Source organism: Planococcus sp. SE5232, from assembly GCF_050686535.1.
Classification (GTDB): domain Bacteria; phylum Bacillota; class Bacilli; order Bacillales_A; family Planococcaceae; genus Planococcus.
Map to the genome: position 1 here is coordinate 1,573,051 of NZ_JBOGCP010000001.1, position 17,231 is coordinate 1,590,281.

The 17,231-nt window shown below is 44.7% G+C and carries 18 protein-coding genes and 1 riboswitch; of the genes, 17 read left to right on the plus strand and 1 reads right to left on the minus strand.

Annotation, left to right across the window (positions count from 1 at the left end):
• Positions 1–102: 102 nt before the first annotated feature.
• From ACRC6Q_RS07375 to ACRC6Q_RS07395, 5 genes are all read left to right on the plus strand, one after another.
• Positions 103–819: a response regulator transcription factor gene (locus ACRC6Q_RS07375; RefSeq protein ID WP_223632916.1), complete on the plus strand. Its 717-nt coding sequence runs from the start codon at positions 103–105 to the stop codon at positions 817–819.
• The gene (locus ACRC6Q_RS07380; RefSeq protein ID WP_223632912.1) at positions 812–2,593 is read left to right on the plus strand and encodes an ATP-binding protein; all 1,782 of its coding nucleotides are present in this window, start codon (positions 812–814) and stop codon (positions 2,591–2,593) included. Before ACRC6Q_RS07375 ends, ACRC6Q_RS07380 begins: the two co-directional genes overlap by 8 nt.
• Before the next feature lie 46 nt (positions 2,594–2,639).
• Positions 2,640–3,173, plus strand: a complete 534-nt coding sequence (sigX, locus tag ACRC6Q_RS07385) for an RNA polymerase sigma factor SigX (protein ID WP_223632908.1) — start codon at positions 2,640–2,642, stop codon at positions 3,171–3,173.
• The gene (locus ACRC6Q_RS07390) at positions 3,163–4,365 is read left to right on the plus strand and encodes a hypothetical protein (protein WP_223632905.1); all 1,203 of its coding nucleotides are present in this window, start codon (positions 3,163–3,165) and stop codon (positions 4,363–4,365) included. Before sigX ends, ACRC6Q_RS07390 begins: the two co-directional genes overlap by 11 nt.
• A gap of 73 nt (positions 4,366–4,438) precedes the next feature.
• A riboswitch (FMN riboswitch) is annotated at positions 4,439–4,571 on the plus strand.
• 145 nt (positions 4,572–4,716) lie between these two features.
• Complete coding sequence (locus ACRC6Q_RS07395; protein ID WP_223632902.1) at positions 4,717–5,313, plus strand: ECF transporter S component; 597 nt, start codon at positions 4,717–4,719, stop codon at positions 5,311–5,313.
• 184 nt (positions 5,314–5,497) lie between these two features.
• Here ACRC6Q_RS07395 and ACRC6Q_RS07400 read toward each other — a convergent pair whose 3' ends face one another.
• A complete protein-coding gene (locus tag ACRC6Q_RS07400; RefSeq protein WP_142826477.1) occupies positions 5,498–5,749 on the minus strand; it encodes a ferredoxin in 252 nt (83 codons plus the stop codon).
• A 106-nt stretch (positions 5,750–5,855) separates the two neighbouring features.
• Between ACRC6Q_RS07400 and ACRC6Q_RS07405 the strand changes: the two genes are divergently transcribed.
• From ACRC6Q_RS07405 to fni, 12 genes are all read left to right on the plus strand, one after another.
• Positions 5,856–6,881, plus strand: coding sequence for a helix-turn-helix domain-containing protein (locus ACRC6Q_RS07405; RefSeq protein WP_431466135.1), 1,026 nt, complete (start codon positions 5,856–5,858; stop codon positions 6,879–6,881).
• Positions 6,878–8,305 carry a RecQ family ATP-dependent DNA helicase gene (locus tag ACRC6Q_RS07410; protein WP_431466136.1) on the plus strand — a complete coding sequence of 476 codons (1,428 nt, stop codon included), beginning with the start codon at positions 6,878–6,880 and terminating at the stop codon, positions 8,303–8,305. The genes ACRC6Q_RS07405 and ACRC6Q_RS07410 overlap by 4 nt, the downstream gene beginning before the upstream one ends.
• Before the next feature lie 79 nt (positions 8,306–8,384).
• The gene (locus ACRC6Q_RS07415) at positions 8,385–9,167 is read left to right on the plus strand and encodes a LysM peptidoglycan-binding domain-containing protein (RefSeq protein ID WP_431466137.1); all 783 of its coding nucleotides are present in this window, start codon (positions 8,385–8,387) and stop codon (positions 9,165–9,167) included.
• A gap of 67 nt (positions 9,168–9,234) precedes the next feature.
• Positions 9,235–9,864, plus strand: a complete 630-nt coding sequence (locus ACRC6Q_RS07420; RefSeq protein ID WP_223632890.1) for a CBS domain-containing protein — start codon at positions 9,235–9,237, stop codon at positions 9,862–9,864.
• A 68-nt stretch (positions 9,865–9,932) separates the two neighbouring features.
• Positions 9,933–10,694 carry a metallophosphoesterase gene (locus ACRC6Q_RS07425; protein WP_431466138.1) on the plus strand — a complete coding sequence of 254 codons (762 nt, stop codon included), beginning with the start codon at positions 9,933–9,935 and terminating at the stop codon, positions 10,692–10,694.
• A gap of 67 nt (positions 10,695–10,761) precedes the next feature.
• Positions 10,762–11,730: a YpdA family putative bacillithiol disulfide reductase gene (locus tag ACRC6Q_RS07430; protein ID WP_223632879.1), complete on the plus strand. Its 969-nt coding sequence runs from the start codon at positions 10,762–10,764 to the stop codon at positions 11,728–11,730.
• Between the two features lie 68 nt (positions 11,731–11,798).
• Positions 11,799–12,767 (plus strand): asparaginase, encoded by a 969-nt coding sequence (locus ACRC6Q_RS07435; RefSeq protein WP_223632876.1) that lies wholly within the window; start codon positions 11,799–11,801, stop codon positions 12,765–12,767.
• An 87-nt stretch (positions 12,768–12,854) separates the two neighbouring features.
• Positions 12,855–13,550, plus strand: a complete 696-nt coding sequence (prsW, locus tag ACRC6Q_RS07440) for a glutamic-type intramembrane protease PrsW (RefSeq protein WP_223632873.1) — start codon at positions 12,855–12,857, stop codon at positions 13,548–13,550.
• Between the two features lie 81 nt (positions 13,551–13,631).
• Positions 13,632–14,306, plus strand: a complete 675-nt coding sequence (gene cmk / locus ACRC6Q_RS07445; protein ID WP_223632858.1) for a (d)CMP kinase — start codon at positions 13,632–13,634, stop codon at positions 14,304–14,306.
• A gap of 1 nt (position 14,307) precedes the next feature.
• Positions 14,308–14,898 carry a lysophospholipid acyltransferase family protein gene (locus ACRC6Q_RS07450; protein WP_223632856.1) on the plus strand — a complete coding sequence of 197 codons (591 nt, stop codon included), beginning with the start codon at positions 14,308–14,310 and terminating at the stop codon, positions 14,896–14,898.
• 68 nt (positions 14,899–14,966) lie between these two features.
• The gene (rpsA, locus tag ACRC6Q_RS07455) at positions 14,967–16,112 is read left to right on the plus strand and encodes a 30S ribosomal protein S1 (RefSeq protein ID WP_223632854.1); all 1,146 of its coding nucleotides are present in this window, start codon (positions 14,967–14,969) and stop codon (positions 16,110–16,112) included.
• A gap of 22 nt (positions 16,113–16,134) precedes the next feature.
• Complete coding sequence (fni, locus tag ACRC6Q_RS07460) at positions 16,135–17,169, plus strand: type 2 isopentenyl-diphosphate Delta-isomerase (protein ID WP_431466139.1); 1,035 nt, start codon at positions 16,135–16,137, stop codon at positions 17,167–17,169.
• Positions 17,170–17,231: the final 62 nt, after the last annotated feature.

The following is a 17,231-nucleotide window of genomic DNA, read 5'->3' on the forward strand; positions in this document are numbered from 1 at the left end:
GTGTTTCAGCATCTGGATTTAGCGGGCGCTTGCGCTTTTCTTTATTTTTGACATAGTTATCGGTACAATGATACATAACAGAAGAAAGTTGGAGGGGTTAGCATGTCTGAAGAGATTACGGTATTGGTAGTGGACGATGAGGAACGGATTCGGCGATTGCTGAAGATGTATCTGGAACGTGAGGGTTATTTGGTGGAAGAAGCTGAGAATGGTGTCCAGGCACTCGAAATGGCGACGGAAAAAGATTACCATTGCATTTTGCTCGATCTGATGATGCCTGAAAAAGATGGCATTGAAGTTGCTACGGAATTGCGTGAAACGAAAATGACACCGATCATCATGCTTACCGCAAAAGGCGAAGAAGCCAACCGTGTGGAAGGCTTTGAATCCGGAGCGGATGATTATATTGTCAAACCCTTCAGTCCAAGAGAAGTGGTGTTGCGTGTCAAAGCGATATTACGGCGTTCATCCGCCTATTCGCCCATCTCTAATTCAACAGTCTCAAAAGACTTGGTTGTCTTTCCCCATCTGACGATAGACCATGACGCACACCGGGTCACTGCTGATGGCGTAGAAGTGAATTTAACACCAAAAGAATACGAATTACTATACTTTTTAGCAAAAGCACCCGATAAGGTATTTGACCGGGAGCATTTGCTGAAAGAAGTTTGGCATTACGACTTCTTCGGCGATCTGCGGACTGTCGATACACATGTCAAGCGCTTACGTGAAAAATTGAACCGCGTGTCGGAGTCTGCAGCGAAGATGATCGTCACCGTTTGGGGCGTAGGCTATAAGTTTGAGGTAGGAAATGAATAGAATATGGAATAGTGTCGTCGGGAAGCTCTGGATTACGATCCTGCTTCTCGTTTCCTTTGTCCTTTTTATAGTGACAGTTCTGCTTTTGGAGTTTCTTGGAAACTACCACAGCGAAACAGTGGAAGAAGCGTTGAACAGCGAAGCGAATATGATTGCGAATATTTTCAACGACCACGAAGAAGTGTCCGGTGCGCTGGGGATCATTGAAGATGTCATCGGACCAGAAACCAATGCGGTTATCGCTGAAGAGCCATATGACAGCAGCTATTATATTCATGATGGCTTAAATGGCGCGGAAACGCGTGAAAAGATATTGAATGAACCTACTTTTCAAAAGGTATTTGAAACTAGTGAAACAGTGATGAAGGAAATGCTTCTGCCTTCACTGACGGAACAGAACCGTCTGGAGTCCTACATTGTCCTGGCAAGTCCATTGCAGACTGGAGAAGAGCAGCATGGGGTCGTATTTATCTATCAATCATTGGAAGTGATGGACCGCACTGCAGAACGGACCACTAATATTGTTTTTCTGTCGGCATTCATCGCTCTTTTGCTGACGACGTTTTTTGCGTTCTTTTTGTCTTCCCGAATTACGTCGCCTCTCCGGAAAATGCGGGAAGGTGCATTTGAATTGGCGAAAGGCAATTTTGACACTAAAGTGAGAGCTACTTCAAGCGACGAAATCGGTCAATTGGCTACGGCATTCAATCAAATGGGCCGTCAACTAAAGCATCACGTTGAAGTGATCAATCAGGAAAAAGAACAATTATCCAGTATTTTGACATCGATGGCTGATGCAGTCATTACTTTTAATCAGGATAAAACCATCTTATTGAGTAATCCGCCAGCAGAGAAATTATTGCAGCAATGGGTCTTTAAAAAGGGCGCAACTGAAGCTCAGCCACTGCCGCCGGAAATGCTTCATATGCTCGATCATGTACTCGGCTTTGAAGAGGAGATCGAGGAGGAGCTGGAGATTGAAGGTGCTTATTACGCCATTAATTTCAGCCCCTTATACAGTGGTGAAACCATACGGGGCGCTGTTGCCGTTTTGCATAATATGACGGAGCAGCACCGTTTGGAAAAACTGAGAGAAGATTTTATTGCCAATGTATCCCATGAGTTACGGACTCCGATAGCCATGCTTCAGGGTTATAGTGAAGCGATTCTTGACGATGTCGGGGCTACAGAGGAAGAAAGACGTGAAATGACCAAAATCATTTATGAAGAATCACAGCGGATGGGGCGTTTAGTCACCGATCTATTGAATTTGGCACGAATGGAATCCGGTCATATGAGGCTTTACAAAGAAATTGTCCAATTGAATGGGGCAATTGAGCGCATGACACTTAAATTCTCGCAAATTGCTAAGGAGAACGGAGTCCAGCTATTGTTCGAAACGACAATCGACGATTGGTCAGCCATTGAAATCGATCAAGATCGAATTGAACAGGTTATGACCAATCTGATAGATAATGCGATCCGCCATACACCCGAAGGAGGGCAAGTGGTGGTTCGTGTCGAACAACAACAGGAGTATGCGAAAATATCCATTAATGATAATGGAGTAGGAATTTCAGAAAAAGATCTGGAGTTCGTCTTTGAACGTTTTTATAAAGCGAATAAGGCCAGAACACTCGGCAAAGGCGGAACTGGACTTGGGCTGGCAATTGCCAGTAATATCATCCAGGCGCATGAAGGCAAAATCTATGCAGAGAGTAAAATGGGACAGGGAACTTCATTTGTCTTTTTACTTCCTTTGAAGAATATGTAACTTTCTATAGACAGAGACGACTAATCCTAAGAACGGGGGGAGCATATTGAATGACTCCGTTTTCCATCGGCTGTATGAACAATATCACCAGGACGTTTTTCAATTCTTGATTTATCTGGTGAAAAACAGGCATCTTTCAGAAGATTTGATGCACGAAGTGTACATCCGTGTTTTTCGGGCATATGACCGTTTTGAAGGGAAAAGCTCTGAGAAAACATGGCTTTTTTCGATTGCCAAAAACGTAGCGATTGATCATTTCCGAAAAACAGCAGTACGTAAAAAACACTCGATGGAGTTTTTTGATTGGGAAACACAGCAATTGGTTTCGTCTGACCGAATTCCTGAAGAAGTATCCTTATTGAACGAAGATAAAATCCTTCTGTACAAGGCATTGGATACCTGTACGGGAGACCAGAAAATGGTTATCATCATGCGGTTCTTCCAAGATTTGTCGATAGCAGAGACTGCTGATGTTCTGGGGTGGACTGAAGGGAAAGTAAAGACCACACAGCACCGCGCAATCAAATCCTTGCGCGAAAAATTAATAGCCAGGGAAGGGGGAGAAGAAAATGCCGAATAGCAAATGGACCGATGAGACTATCGAAGATTTGTTAAAGGATTTCCCCACTATAAAAGATGACCGGACAAAAGAAGAAGTTTATAATCGGCTGCTCCAAAAAGAGAAGGTCCAAAAAAGGCCGAAAAGATGGCTTCCATTATTGGTAGCGGCATTGGCGTTTATCACCATTGGCATAATGGTGGCTTCCATCATCAGCCAAAACGGAATAGATACCGCTCAAAATCCAGAAAGTTCAAGTGGCGAATCAGAGGAGTCTACGGCTGTAACTGAGGAAAATGGACAAGAAGGGGCTGCTGATATGGCTGCTGATGAAGAATCCGGAACAGAAGAACCGGGTCCATTTTCAACTTCACAGGTTGAAGTTCCGTTACGGACAGCAGCTTATGAAGAGTCGATCGGTGAACAGGTACTCATGACACTTGGAATGACAGAAAATGCGTTCGTAATACCGGTCTCTTTCTTGATTCCAAGTGACCAGGTTGATGCAGCATTTGAAGGTATCGCCCCCTCCTCCCTTGATTTGTATAAGGAATACGCCGATGATATTGATGAAACACAACTAGGATTCGACGAATATCATCCTTATGTCGGAACGTTGGAAAAAACAGCTTCTGGCATCCGTCATATGTTGCCTCAGGACCATCAATATGACTTGGCATCTGCCAGTATCGGTGTCTATTTCAATACACTTTCAGAGACATTTACAGACGTACCTGAAATAGAAACGGTCAATGAGGATGGATCACCCGCGGAGTTTTCTGAAATCGGACAAGTGGAGCCACTCGTTCCAGACCAAAACAATATTGCCTATTATTCATTTTCAGCTGTAAATGGCCAGATTTACCTGGTGCCTGGCTATGATATGCCGTTTGAAGAAGTGAGTGAAGCACTGAAAGCACTTGCAGACAGCCCGAACGATTTCTATCAGCCAACCGTTCCGGCAGACCTGGAGTTTCAGGTGGCAGAGACGGCAGACTTGGTAGAGATTGAGTTTGAAGGTGCAGTCGACCTGATTTCGATGGACCAGTTGGAAGCTGTCCGGATGATCGAAAGCCTAGTTATGACGGCTGATGCTTTTGATAAAGAAGTGAAAGTGAACGGCTTGAAACCGGAAATCTGGAATGGATTTGACTTTAGCCAACCATTGCCGATTCCAGTGGCACCAAACCTGCTGGACTGGCCGGTGCAGTAAAAAGAGGCGTTGTAAACAAATCTGTTTACAACGCCTCTTTTTTATACTAAGATTAGGCCATAACAAAATATCGATTCATCTTCGGGGCAGGGTGCAATTCCCTACCGGCGGTAATTGAACTCTGTTCATAAGCCCGCGAGCCGTAAAACGCAGGATTTGGTGAGACTCCAAAGCCGACAGTATAGTCTGGATGGGAGAAGGTGAAGGTGCGGACGTTTGTCGTTTACATGTAGACGGAACGCTTATTAAGTGTGCCTTTTCTCCCTTAAGTGCTTGTTGCTTAAGGGTTTTTATATGTAAATGCTGGGTCCAAGCCTTTCTTCTGGTGAATCACGACAAGGAGAGAGGAATATGAAGAACAAGAAGTTACAAACGATGATCGTCATTGGAATGTTGAGCAGTATTTCCTTTATTTTGATGCTTTTCAACTTTCCGCTACCCGCTTTACCTGCTTTTTTGAAAGTGGATTTCAGTGATGTGCCTGCGTTGATTGCAGCCGTTACAATGGGCCCGGTAGCAGGGATATTAGTCGCATTCTTTAAAAACGCATTGGATTGGTTATTTGCAGGAAGTCCAACAGGCGTTCCGGTTGGGCACATGGCGAATTTTGTGACAAGTCTGCTGTTCATTTTGCCGGTTTATTTTATTTATCACAAAGTAGCAACCAAAAAAGGCATGGCTTTCGGATTGGCAGTTGGTACATTATCCATGGCGATCGGTATGAGTATTTTAAATTACCTGGTCTTTCTGCCGATGTACACGTATTTCCTCAACATGCCAGCTGAAACAGGCAGTGTGTTGTTCGGAACCATCGTTTTGGGGATTTTACCGTTTAACTTAATCAAAGGCCTGCTCTTGACTGCCGTCGTCCTGCTGATGTTCAGCAGCATGCACACGTGGATCGAAAAGCAGCGTTCCTATTATTTATCTATAGATAGAAAAGCGTAAGCGCCCGTGTAGCTCTGCCGGGCATAAAGCAACCCAGCAGGATGGCGCTCTTTGCCATTCAGCTGGGTTGACTCATGACCCAAAGAGCTGGGCGCTGAAGCTGGACAAACAAAAATACTTTACTTTAAAATCAAAAAAGAAGGCGTTCGGGAGGTTAACCTCCCGAACGCCTTTTCTAGTTGAATCAGTCTTCGTATTTTAAAGGGTCGCCTTCGAAAGATGAATCTGCAACTTTGATGGAATCTGTTGGACATCCTTCAAATGCATCTTCCATGTCTTCCTCGAGTTCGTCTGGAACTTGTTCTGTTCCCATGTTATTATCTAAAATAACAAAAGCGATTCCTTCGTCATCGTAATCATAAATATCAGGTGCAGCAGCACCACAAGCACCACAAGCGATACAAGTATCCTTGTCGACAATGGTATACTTAGCCATATTGTTTTCCTCTCCTTTATCTCCGAACAAGTTCAGTTATGCTATCGTATTTATTCTAAAGGTGTTTGAGGAGTTTTTCAACCCAAAACCGCTAGGGGGCGCAAGCTTGTTATTTACCGAACTCATTTTGGCCATTATGAAGGCCGTTAATCGGCAGCGGACCATCTCTTCTCCTTATCATTTGATAAAAGGAAAGAAGTCTGGGCAAACGATACAGGATATCGGCTATTTCGGTCTTTATCCTTATTTCGGTGTGCTGCCAAAACTAGATAAGAAAGCCTATGACGGAGCGGTTCAGAGCTTGTTTTTACAAGGTTATTTATTGGCCAATGATCAAGTGGTCGATCTGTCCGAAAAAGCGTTGGACTTGGATATTGAAGCTTCGCCATTGAACGGTTGGAAATACAGGGGCAATGAAAATCTTTTCTTTAGCCGCTTGTCACTAATTGTTCAAACTTTCTCCCATTTCAGCCAACAGGCAAATGTCTTTGATCCAATTGTCAGCAACGAAGAAATACAAAACTGGGTAAAAATCTATCTAAACCGGATCCGCTTTCGTGATTTGACAGTGGCTCAACGCTTTAAAGAAGAACTTGTAATTACATTAACCGATACGGCTGTATCTGAAACACATAAAATGATCGTCATGGAACGTTTATCCGGACTCGGATTGAGCGGCATGACGTGGCAGCAAATTGCAGCTTCCAAAAACCTGTCCGTCATGGATGTCCAATTGATGGCTGTAGAAACACTGCATGGTTGGATGGCGGTGATTGAACGTTCCAAGCCACCGCTCTTGACCGGACTTATGGAAGGCATCATTCAGCAGTCTTCGTTAACCGAGTCTGCACAACGCACAGAAAAACTGTTTGAGAGGGGCTTTTCTTTGGAACAGATCGCTTCTCTTCGCAAATTGAAATCCAGTACCATCGAAGACCATTTCGTGGAGTTGGCTATGAATGATCCATATTTCAATTATGCACCGTTCGTAGATGCTGCCTTATTTGAGGCGATCATTGCCGAAAGCCGACGTCAGAAAACAAAAAGATTGCGTGAAATCAAAGAACATTTACCGGAGGCGAGCTATTTTCAAATACGTCTGGCTCTGGCGATTAGGGAGGAACAAGGATGACTCTGGATGACTTATTATATTCCACCTATGGTTTCTCTTCATTCCGGCCAGGTCAGCGGGAAATCATTGAGCGGGTATTGGCCGGCGATGATGTCATCGCCTTGTTGCCGACTGGAATGGGGAAATCAATCTGTTACCAGCTGCCTGCAAAACTTTTGTCGGGCAGTGTCTTGATCGTATCTCCATTGCTGTCGCTGATGCAAGATCAAGTCGCCCAACTGAAAAAAATGGGTGAGAAATCAGTTGTCGCCATCAACTCATTTTTAAAGCCGGAAGATAAAGAGAAAATCTGGAACAGCCTGAGCTCTTATAAGTTTATTTTCATATCACCGGAGATGCTGGTTCAGCCTTTTGTTAAAAGACAGCTGCAACAGCTTCGGATTTCCTTGCTGGTAGCCGATGAGGCCCATTGCATCTCACAATGGGGTTTTGACTTCAGACCGGATTACCTGCGAATTTCAGAAATACTGCCCACTTTGAAATTCCCCCAAGTATTGGCATTGACTGCGACAGCTACGGAAAAAGTTACGGAAGAAATAAAGAAATACCTTGAATTGAAACAACCTTATATTTACTGCCATCCCATGGACAGGAAAAATATTGTCTACGATATAAAAAAGTTTGAAGATGGCCGTGAAAAGCTGGATTTTCTGAAGGGTTTTATTCGGAAATTCAATGGTCCCGGAATTATTTATGCAGGCACTAGAAAAAAGTCCCAAGAACTGTCGATGCTTTTAACAGAACAAGGTATTTCCTCTGCTTTTTATCATGGAGGAATGGAGCATCAGGATCGGATTTTTGTCCAACAGCAATTCCAGAACGGTGAACTGCAATGGATCTGCTCTACGAATGCTTTCGGGATGGGGGTCCATATCCCGAATATTCGCCATGTCATCCATTTTCAATTGCCGACTTCCATAGAAGGATATGTCCAGGAAGTGGGAAGAGCCGGAAGAGATGGCCAACCAGCTTTGGCTACGCTGCTTTATGCGCAAGGTGATGAAGCATTGCTTGAAAGCCTGGTCATGGACGATTTGCCGAATCAGCATGAAATCGAAGCGGTATACCGCGAGGGCAGTGCGGCGACGTACTTACTCGATCAGGGGATTGTCCGGGAAACTGCGTTTCGCGTACTCTCTTATTGGATCACCAAATTGCCTTTGGAAGGCGTCATCAGGCAAATGGAACTCCTGAGAAGCGGAAAGAGGCAGCAAGCTGCGAAAATTCGTGAGTTTCTATTCCATGAAGACTGCCTGCGCAGCTATATTATCGAATGCTTTGATCAGGAGCTCTTAGACAAACCGATTAATTGTTGTGTGAATGATGGAATTGATTACACTGCCTTTGAAGCTTATTCAGATTCAAAAGAAAAGCAAATACCCCTTGAATGGCAAGACCGTTTACGTGTAATATTACCTATATAAGAATCTCATTAACTAACATTTACAAATGAGCCTTTTTTCGTCATAATAGATATATTAGTACAGATAGGGGTAGTCACGTATGGGGAATAATAGTTATCATGAGTCGATTGAGAAGAATCGACAGGAAATATCGGTGGACAAAAATTCGGCATTGTCGAGAGCAGCTCAACGGCAGGCACAAAAGCCTAAGGCCAAAAAAAGCAAAAGCCTCTTGATGCCTGCATTATTTTTTATCTTTATATTAATTCCGGTTTCTTTGCTGATTTATGTGGCTTTCTTATTCGAACCCGACGATACACTGACAGCTAAACCCGCAGAAAATGAAGTAAGCTTTGAGATGAATACCCAACCGTCGGCTGCTTCTATCGCTGCTGCAGATGAAGAGAAAGAGAAAGCTGAAGAAGAGCAAGCTAAAAAAGACAAGGCTGCTGCAGAAAAAGAAGCAGCAGCTGCAAAAGCGGCTGAAAAAGAAGAGGCTGATGCTGCCGCAAAAGCAGAAGAAAAGGCCAAAGAGGAAGCTGCCGCGAAAGCCGATGCTGAAGCGAAGGCGAAAGCTGCAGAAGCGGAAGCTCAGGCAAACGCTGAAGCCAAAGCGAAAGCCGATGCTGAAGCGAAAGCCGTAGCAGAAGCCCAGGCAAAGAAAGAAGCAGAGGCGAAAGCAAAAGCTGAAGCTGATAAAGAAGAGGAAGCTCCTAGTGCAAACGGTAAAACCTATGTTGTTCAATCCAGCGAAACCTTGTATCGAATCGCTGTCAATAATTACGGGGCAGCAGGAGCGGCTGCAGCAGTGGAAAAAATCAAACAGGCTAATGGGTTGAGTTCGAACAGTATCAGCCCTGGCCAAACCTTGATTTTACCTTAAGCAGTCGGTTGATTAAAAGCAGCCGGATAGGGAATAATGAGTAGAGAATAGAGAGTGAGGCGAGCAGATGTTTGTTAAAAGTGCAATGGTTAAACGAGAAAAATGCCATACAGTAAAGTTAAATGACTCCGTACAAGTAGGTTTCGATCTATTGGAAAAGTATTCAATCGATGCTTTGCCGGTAGTTGAAGGAACAGAGTACAAAGGGATTTTCACTTGGTATCATGCATACCGTGCCTTTTTCTATTCTGGAAAAACGAAAGAAGAGTTCAATAGCACAACTAAAGTTAGCGACGTAATCGTTAATGAAGATGTTTATCTGAATATCAATGATGTGTATGAAAAAGCGCTGGTTGAATTGAATGATTTCCCAATTATTGCAGTAGTTGAAGACCAGCAATTTTTAGGGATCGTGACTCGTTTCGACATCGTCAACCAATTGCAAAGTGCTTTTGGGATGAACAAACCAGGTTACCGCATTACATTTACATCGGTGGAATCGGAAGGCCGGATTGGCCGACTTGGAGAAATCATTGAAAAATACAAGGAATCTGTCATTTCCCTCGTCACTTTTGATGAGACCAATAAAATGGTACGTCGCATTGTCCTGAAGATTAAAAAGAAGGATAATGTCAATCGTTTTGTGAAAGAACTGGAAAAATCCGGTTTCCGTGTATTGGACATCGCAGAAGATTAATAGCAGAATAAGAAGAAAAAACATAAGCCACGCTTATGTTTTTTCTTCTTTTTGGAAGGAAGCCCGACATGAAATATTTGATTCGTATAGTTCTGGCAGCTTTGGCGCTGCTTCTTTTTATGGTCCGAAATGCTTTTTCGGAAAAACTTGTGAAAAAAACAGTTGAATTGCGTGCCGTCAAACCTTTTGAGCCGTTTAAACTCCTTTTTATCGCCGACGTCCACCGGAGAGTCATTCAATCCGACATAATCGATTTCCCGATAGATATCATCATAATCGGTGGCGACTTGGTGGAGAAAGGTGTTCCACTGGAGCGGGTTGCTGAAAACATAAAAACCTTGACAGCCCGTGCTCCCGTTTACTTTGTTTGGGGCAATAACGATCGGGAAGTCGACGAAACTTCGCTCAGAAAAATTTTCGATCATTATGGAGTGAATGTACTGGATGACCGATCGATGACACTGTTCGGCAACGACCGGTTGAAGCTGGTTGGATTTGACCATTTTGCCTATAAACCTGAGGGGTTGGAAAATGCTTTCAAAGATATTAGTGATCAGGACACGGTCCTGTTTGTTTCGCATACCCCTTTTGATTTCTGGAAAATCAAAGGGGAATATTCAGCGGATCTGCTGCTTGCCGGCCATACCCACGGTGGGCAAATACGTATCGGACCATTTGGTTTGTTCAGGAATGGTTCTATGAAGATGAAGAAGGACCGGGTTGAGTTAATCAGCAACGGCTTCGGAACGACGACTTTGCATCTGCGGCTAGGTGCACAAGCGGAATATCATCTATTGACTGTTAAGCCTAAAGTAGAGATGTCCGAATAAAAGTTTGTCACAAACCAGCTGCATCCATTATGCTTAGAAAAGGATTAAATACAGGAGATGTTCAGATATGGAATATGTAGATGCCCTAATTATCGGAGGCGGGCCGTGCGGCTTATCGGCCGCCATTGAATTGAAAAAAAACGGCCTTCAGCCGCTAGTCATCGAAAAAGGCAATATCGTCAATGCCATTTTCAATTACCCAACCCATCAAACCTTTTTTAGTACAAGTGAAAAATTATCGATTGGGGATGTGCCATTCATCATCGAAGGAAGTAAACCCAAACGCAATCAGGCGCTGGTCTATTACCGGGAAGTCGTTAAGCGGAGCGGTATCAAAGTGCGTTCGTTTGAGACGGTGGAACAGGTGGAAAAAGACGGCTTGTTTACCGTGGCCACTTCAAAAGGCCAATACCAGGCAAAGTATGTAATTGCTGCCACCGGCTATTATGATCAACCCAATGAACTTGAAGTGGAAGGTGCAGATCTTCCTAAAGTGATGCATTACTTTAAGGAGGGCCATCCATATTTTGATCAGGATGTTTTGATTATCGGAGGGAAAAACTCCGCTGTTGATGCAGCCCTTGCTTTGCACAAGGCTGGAAGCCGAGTAACGGTTTCCTATCATGGCACCAGCTACTCGAAAAGCATTAAGCCCTGGATTCTGCCGGAATTTGATGGTTTGGTACGAAAAGGGGAAATTACGATGCTGTTCGACTCGATGGTCGACAAAATTACGGACAGCAGTGTGGAGTTGACCGTCAATGATCAAAAAGAAACGATTCCCAATCAATTCGTTTTTGCGATGATCGGCTATCATCCCGATCATCAATTCCTAAGATCGATGGGCATTTCCATCGATCCGGTTTCCGGGCGCCCAAGCTTCGATGAAAACTCGATGGAGACCGACGTGGAAAATCTGTACATTGCTGGAGTCATCGCGGCAGGCAATAATGCCAATGAAATCTTTATTGAAAATGGACGCTTTCATGGACAGCAAATTGCGGAAGCTATTGCAAAAAAAGAAAGCACAGCTTGATTGTGCTTTCTTTTTTATGGTCCTGAAAATTATGGGCGAATAACTGGAACAAGAAAGGAAGTTGGAGTATGAAGAAAAAAGTATCATTGATTACCACAGGGGGGACAATTGCCAGCAGGGAGATTTCTAACGGGCTTTTAAAATCCGGTGCGATTTCAGGAAAAGAATTAGCTGAGCTATGCCAGCTGCCGGAAGAAATTGAAGTTAAAGTAATCGACGTATTCCAGTTGCCGAGCATGCATATCGGCTTCGATGAGATGTTGACAGTAAGAGAAGCAGTCCTTAAAGAACTGCAGGATCCCGAAGTTGAAGGGGTCGTTGTGACACATGGCACGGATACTTTAGAGGAAACCTCTTATTTTTTGGATTTGACAATTGACGATGAACGGACTGTGGTCATCACAGGCTCACAGCGTTCTCCTGAGGAAGTTGGAACCGACGTCTACTCCAACCTCCGCAACTCCATTTATGTGGCGGTGGACCACAGTCTAAGAGGGATAGGAGCTGTTGTCGTATTCAATGAGCGGATATACAGTGCCAAATATGTTAAGAAAGTCCATTCCAGCAATCTGCAGGGCTTTGATTCGTTTGGGCATGGTTATCTTGGCATCATTGACAACGATACAGTGAGGGTCTATCAGAAGCCGGTGATGCATGAAGTTCACGAGGTCCATGGACCATTGCCGCGGGTGGATATCATCAAATGCCACTCAGGTCAGGATGGCTATTTAATCGATATGCTGGTTGCCGGGCCTTCTGAAGGCATTGTTCTGGAAGCGGCCGGCAGAGGGCAAGTGTCTCCTCATATGGTGGAGGCGATCGACCATGCAGTCAGGCAGGGGATTCCGGTGGTTTTGACGACTGGCGCTGAAGAAGGAAATGCCTATCCGGCATACAGCTATCCAGGAAGCGCGCATGACCTGCTGACGCGCGGCGTTATTTTGGGAAGTGACTACGACAGCAAAAAAGCACGCATTAAGCTTGCGGTATTATTGTCAGCTAAAAGCGAGGTACAGGCAGATGTTTTTAACCGATAACCAATTGGGAAAAACTATCCAGTCAAGGTGAAAATGATGTTGCAAAACATGGTACACTAAATGTAATCCAAACAAAGGGGTACGCGTATGATCATCTTACTAACTGTAGCAATAGCCCCAAGTCTAGCGCTTTTCAGTTATTTGTATTTGCGCGATCAATTTGCAAGTGAACCGTCGAAGCTGCTGTTTCAAAGTTTTTTATATGGAGCTGTTCTGACGTTCCCGATACTTTTTGTCCAATACGTATTTAATGCTGAAGGCGTCTTTACCAATGATTTTACCCAGAATATCCTGTTTTCCAGTGTAATTGAAGAGTTTTTCAAATGGCTGGTTTTATTGATTGCGGTCTATCGCCACGTCGATTTTGAAGATCCCTATGATGGAATTCTCTATGGAGCCAGTGTTTCTTTGGGATTCGCAACAGTCGAAAACATTTTATACTTGCTGGAGTTCGGGCTTCAGACCGCTTTTATGCGGGCATTTCTCCCGGTATCGAGCCATGCATTGTTCGGAGTTGTCATGGGCTATTATTTCGGCAAGGCGAAGTTCACCAGAAGCAGCAAACGCTGGCGTTGGATCGGTTGGGCGTTTATAAGTTCTGTGATTCTTCATTTGGCTTATAACACCAGCCTGTACGTTTATGACAACATCATGTATGGAGCCATTCCGTTCATGCTGTTCCTCTGGTGGTTCGGCCTCCGAAAAGTCAAACAGGCCCACCAACTTTCCCTGACGCATTACCATGACCATAATTCGTCAGCGCAATCAGGCGAGCTAAAATGAATTTCCAAAGAAAAAGTCTTATACATGAAGACTTTTTTTTTATGTTAAAATATGATGAATACATAGGATGAGGTGACTATTTTGACGAAACCGATACAAATAGCGATTGATGGGCCAGCTGCTGCAGGCAAAAGCACAATAGCGAAAATTGTGGCAGAGAAATTAGGCTATGTTTACATCGATACCGGTGCTATGTACCGTGCTATTACATTAAAAGCTCTTACAGAAGGAATCAATATGGCCAGTAACGAAGAGGCCGGCAAATTATTATCGAAAACAGAAATCGACCTGCAGCCGACAGAAGATGGCCAATTGGTATTCCTAGATAAAAAAGATGTAACAGAAGCGATCCGTTCCCAGCACGTAACGAAAGCTGTTTCTGAAATGGCTGCCCATGAACTGGTCCGCCTGCGGATGGTTGAACTGCAACAGCAATTGGCTGAAGGGCGGGGAGTGGTCATGGATGGCCGGGATATCGGGACCCATGTTCTACCGGAAGCAGCATTGAAAGTGTTCATGTCGGCATCTGTCGAGGAACGTGCAAGAAGAAGGTTCGAGGAAAACAAGAAAAGGGACATTTTGACGCCCCTTGAAGATCTGCAAGCTGAAATTGCCAAAAGGGATAAAATGGACAGCGAACGCGAAGTGGCACCGCTGCGCCAGGCGGCAGACGCAATCTATCTCGATACAACCGCTCTGACGATTGATCAGGCGGCGCAGGAAATATTGAAACTGGCTGAAGAGAGGTTGGGGTAAAGTGAATTTATATGCAGTTGGCAAAGGCCTGGTAAAAACCGTATTAAGTCCTTTCTATCGTTTTGAAGTGATCGGAGCTGAGAATTTCCCTAAAGAAGGCGGTATTCTCCTATGTTCCAACCATATCCATGCGCTCGACCCGCCCGTTGTCGGAATGACGGCTCCAAGAACTGTGCATTTCATGGCAAAAGAAGAACTCTTCAAGGCTCCTATTCTGGGGCCGATTCTTCCGAAGGTGAACGCTTTCCCGGTCAAACGGGGGATGAGTGATCGTGAAGCTCTCCGTACAGCGCTGAAGATTTTGAAAAGCGGTGAAGTTGTAGGGCTATTTCCTGAAGGCACCCGTTCAACGGATGGCGTATTGAAAAAAGGGCTGAGCGGCGCTGGATTTTTCGCGCTCCGCGGCAATGCAGACGTAATGCCCTGTGCGATTATCGGGCCTTATAAAGCATTCCGCAAGGTCAGAGTCGTATACGGAGAACCGATCCGGATGGACCCGTTCCGCGAGCGGAAAGCTTCAGTTGATGAAGTGACCGAAGCCATTATGGGCAGTATACAGAAGATTTTGGATGAGTATGCCGACAATAAGTGATAATTTTTGTTTTTATTAGAGAATTCGAATAAAATAGAAGGTGGATAGTTTGTGAAGGAGGGCTACTTATGTCAGAGGAAACGAACATGATGGAAAACCGTGACTTCCAAACAGGAGATCGCGTAAAAGGGATAGTGGCAAAAATAGAAGAAAAAGCAGTAACCGTAACAATTGAAGGGGCGCCTTTTGACGGCATCATACCTATTAGTGAGTTATCAAGCCTTCATATCGAAAAGGCATCGGATTCCGTTGAAGTCGGTGACGAACTGAATCTGATCATAACGAAAGTGGAAGATGAGAATTTTGTTTTATCCAAACGCAAAGTCGATGCCGAACAGGCATGGGATGAATTGGAGAAAAAATTCGAATCGGGCGAGATTATAGAAGCTGAAGTAAAAGACGTCGTAAAAGGCGGTCTGGTAGTTGACCTGGGCGTGCGCGGATTTGTTCCCGCTTCCTTAGTGGAAGATTACTTTGTTGAGTCTTTTGAGGATTATAAAGGAAAGACATTGACCTTTAAAATCGTCGAAATGGAAAAAGAAAATAATCGTCTGATCCTTTCCCATCGGGCAGTCATCGAGAAGGAAAAAGAGTCGCAGAAAGAACAGGTGATGGAACAGATCCATGCCGGAGATGAGCTGAAAGGGAAGGTGCAGCGCATTGCTTCTTTTGGTGCATTTGTCGATATAGGCGGAGTAGACGGCTTGGTCCATATCTCCCAATTGTCGCATGAACATGTGGAAAAAGTTTCTGACGTAGTGACGGAAGGCCAGGAAGTTACAGTTAAAGTGCTTTCAGTCGACCGTGATTCGGAGCGCATTTCACTGTCCATCAAGGATACTCTTCCTGGGCCGTGGGATTCCATTGACGAAAAAGCGCCAAAAGGTTCAGTCCATACCGGTACGGTCAAACGCCTTGTCAGCTATGGAGCATTTGTGGAAGTTCTGCCTGGAGTTGAAGGGCTGGTCCACATTTCTCAAATTGCACACAAGCATATCGCAACACCGAACGAAGTGTTGACGGAAGGCGAAGAAGTTCAAGTTAAAGTGCTGGAAGTCAATAAAGCTGATAAACGCCTGTCGCTCAGCATCAAGGAACTGCAGGAAAAAGAAAGCGAACAGGATTTCTCAAATTATGATATGCCTGAAGAGTCTACTGGTTTCTCCATCAGTGATGTAATCGGCGATAAATTAAAAGGATTTAAGTCCGAATAACATGTCGAGAGCCGAACGGAAAATGGATCATATACAATACGCTTTATCGACAGGGCAGACCAGAAAAAACATGTTCGATGATATCCGGTTCGTTCATCAGGCTTTGCCTGATTCGGCGGTCGCCGATATTAGTATAAAACCAAAAACAGGTGATTTGAACTTGAAATCACCTGTTTTTATTAATGCCATGACGGGCGGCGGGGGCAGGGACACCGAGCAATTGAACGGTCTTTTAGCCCGGGTTGCCAGAGAGACGGGAGTTGCGATGGCGGTTGGGTCGCAGATGGCGGCACTCAAAGACAGCAGCGAACGGCAGTCCTATGCAATTGTCAGAAAGCAAAACCCCGAAGGCATCCTGTTCGCAAACCTTGGCAGCGAAGCAACTGTGCAACAGGCAGCGGAAGCGGTTGAAATGATCGAAGCAAACGCATTGCAGATTCATTTGAATGTTGTGCAGGAGTTGACCATGCCTGAAGGAGATCGTGATTTCCGGGGAGCGTTGGAACGCATACAGGCAATTGCTGAGCATCTTTCCGTCCCTGTGATCATCAAAGAGACGGGCTTTGGCATATCGCGCGAAGCTGCAGAAAAATTGAAGGATACCGGTATATCGGCAATTGATGTCAGTGGCTTTGGCGGAACGAATTTTGCGCTCATCGAAAATGAGCGGCGACGAAGAAAGCTTGCCTATTTTGAAGACTGGGGCATTCCGACAGCTGCAGCGATTGTGGAAGTGAAGAGCGTCTTTAAAAAAACGGTCCTTGCTTCCGGCGGTATACAGGATGCACAGGACATGATCAAAGCTTTTCTACTGGGAGCAGATGCAGTGGGTCTCGCAGGTTCTTTTCTGAAGATCGCAATACAAGATGGCGAAACTCAGCTCATCCATGATATAGAAGCGTTGTATGAAGATTTGGCGATGATAATGACGGCCCTTGGAGCAGAAAACCTGACAGAGTTGCAGAAATGTCCGGCAGTCATTACCGGGGAATTGGCACAGTATCTCGGTGCCAGAGGCTTTAGTCCGGCATCTTATGCAAACCCAGAGAAAAACTGAATATTGCACATTTTAAGGGGATGGACATTTAACAGATGCCATCGCCTTTTTCGTGTATAATA

Excerpts from the sequence above, each read along its gene's own strand:
- ACRC6Q_RS07375 (WP_223632916.1), top strand. The coding sequence starts at position 103 with ATGTCTGAAGAGATTACGGTATTGGTAGTGGACGATGAGGAACGGATT.
- ACRC6Q_RS07380 (WP_223632912.1), top strand. The coding sequence starts at position 812 with ATGAATAGAATATGGAATAGTGTCGTCGGGAAGCTCTGGATTACGATC.
- ACRC6Q_RS07390 (WP_223632905.1), top strand. The coding sequence starts at position 3,163 with ATGCCGAATAGCAAATGGACCGATGAGACTATCGAAGATTTGTTAAAG.
- ACRC6Q_RS07395 (WP_223632902.1), top strand. The coding sequence starts at position 4,717 with ATGAAGAACAAGAAGTTACAAACGATGATCGTCATTGGAATGTTGAGC.
- ACRC6Q_RS07400 (WP_142826477.1), bottom strand. The coding sequence starts at position 5,749 with ATGGCTAAGTATACCATTGTCGACAAGGATACTTGTATCGCTTGTGGT.
- ACRC6Q_RS07410 (WP_431466136.1), top strand. The coding sequence starts at position 6,878 with ATGACTCTGGATGACTTATTATATTCCACCTATGGTTTCTCTTCATTC.
- ACRC6Q_RS07415 (WP_431466137.1), top strand. The coding sequence starts at position 8,385 with ATGGGGAATAATAGTTATCATGAGTCGATTGAGAAGAATCGACAGGAA.
- ACRC6Q_RS07420 (WP_223632890.1), top strand. The coding sequence starts at position 9,235 with ATGTTTGTTAAAAGTGCAATGGTTAAACGAGAAAAATGCCATACAGTA.
- ACRC6Q_RS07425 (WP_431466138.1), top strand. The coding sequence starts at position 9,933 with ATGAAATATTTGATTCGTATAGTTCTGGCAGCTTTGGCGCTGCTTCTT.
- ACRC6Q_RS07430 (WP_223632879.1), top strand. The coding sequence starts at position 10,762 with ATGGAATATGTAGATGCCCTAATTATCGGAGGCGGGCCGTGCGGCTTA.
- ACRC6Q_RS07435 (WP_223632876.1), top strand. The coding sequence starts at position 11,799 with ATGAAGAAAAAAGTATCATTGATTACCACAGGGGGGACAATTGCCAGC.
- prsW (WP_223632873.1), top strand. The coding sequence starts at position 12,855 with ATGATCATCTTACTAACTGTAGCAATAGCCCCAAGTCTAGCGCTTTTC.
- rpsA (WP_223632854.1), top strand. The coding sequence starts at position 14,967 with ATGTCAGAGGAAACGAACATGATGGAAAACCGTGACTTCCAAACAGGA.
- fni (WP_431466139.1), top strand. The coding sequence starts at position 16,135 with ATGGATCATATACAATACGCTTTATCGACAGGGCAGACCAGAAAAAAC.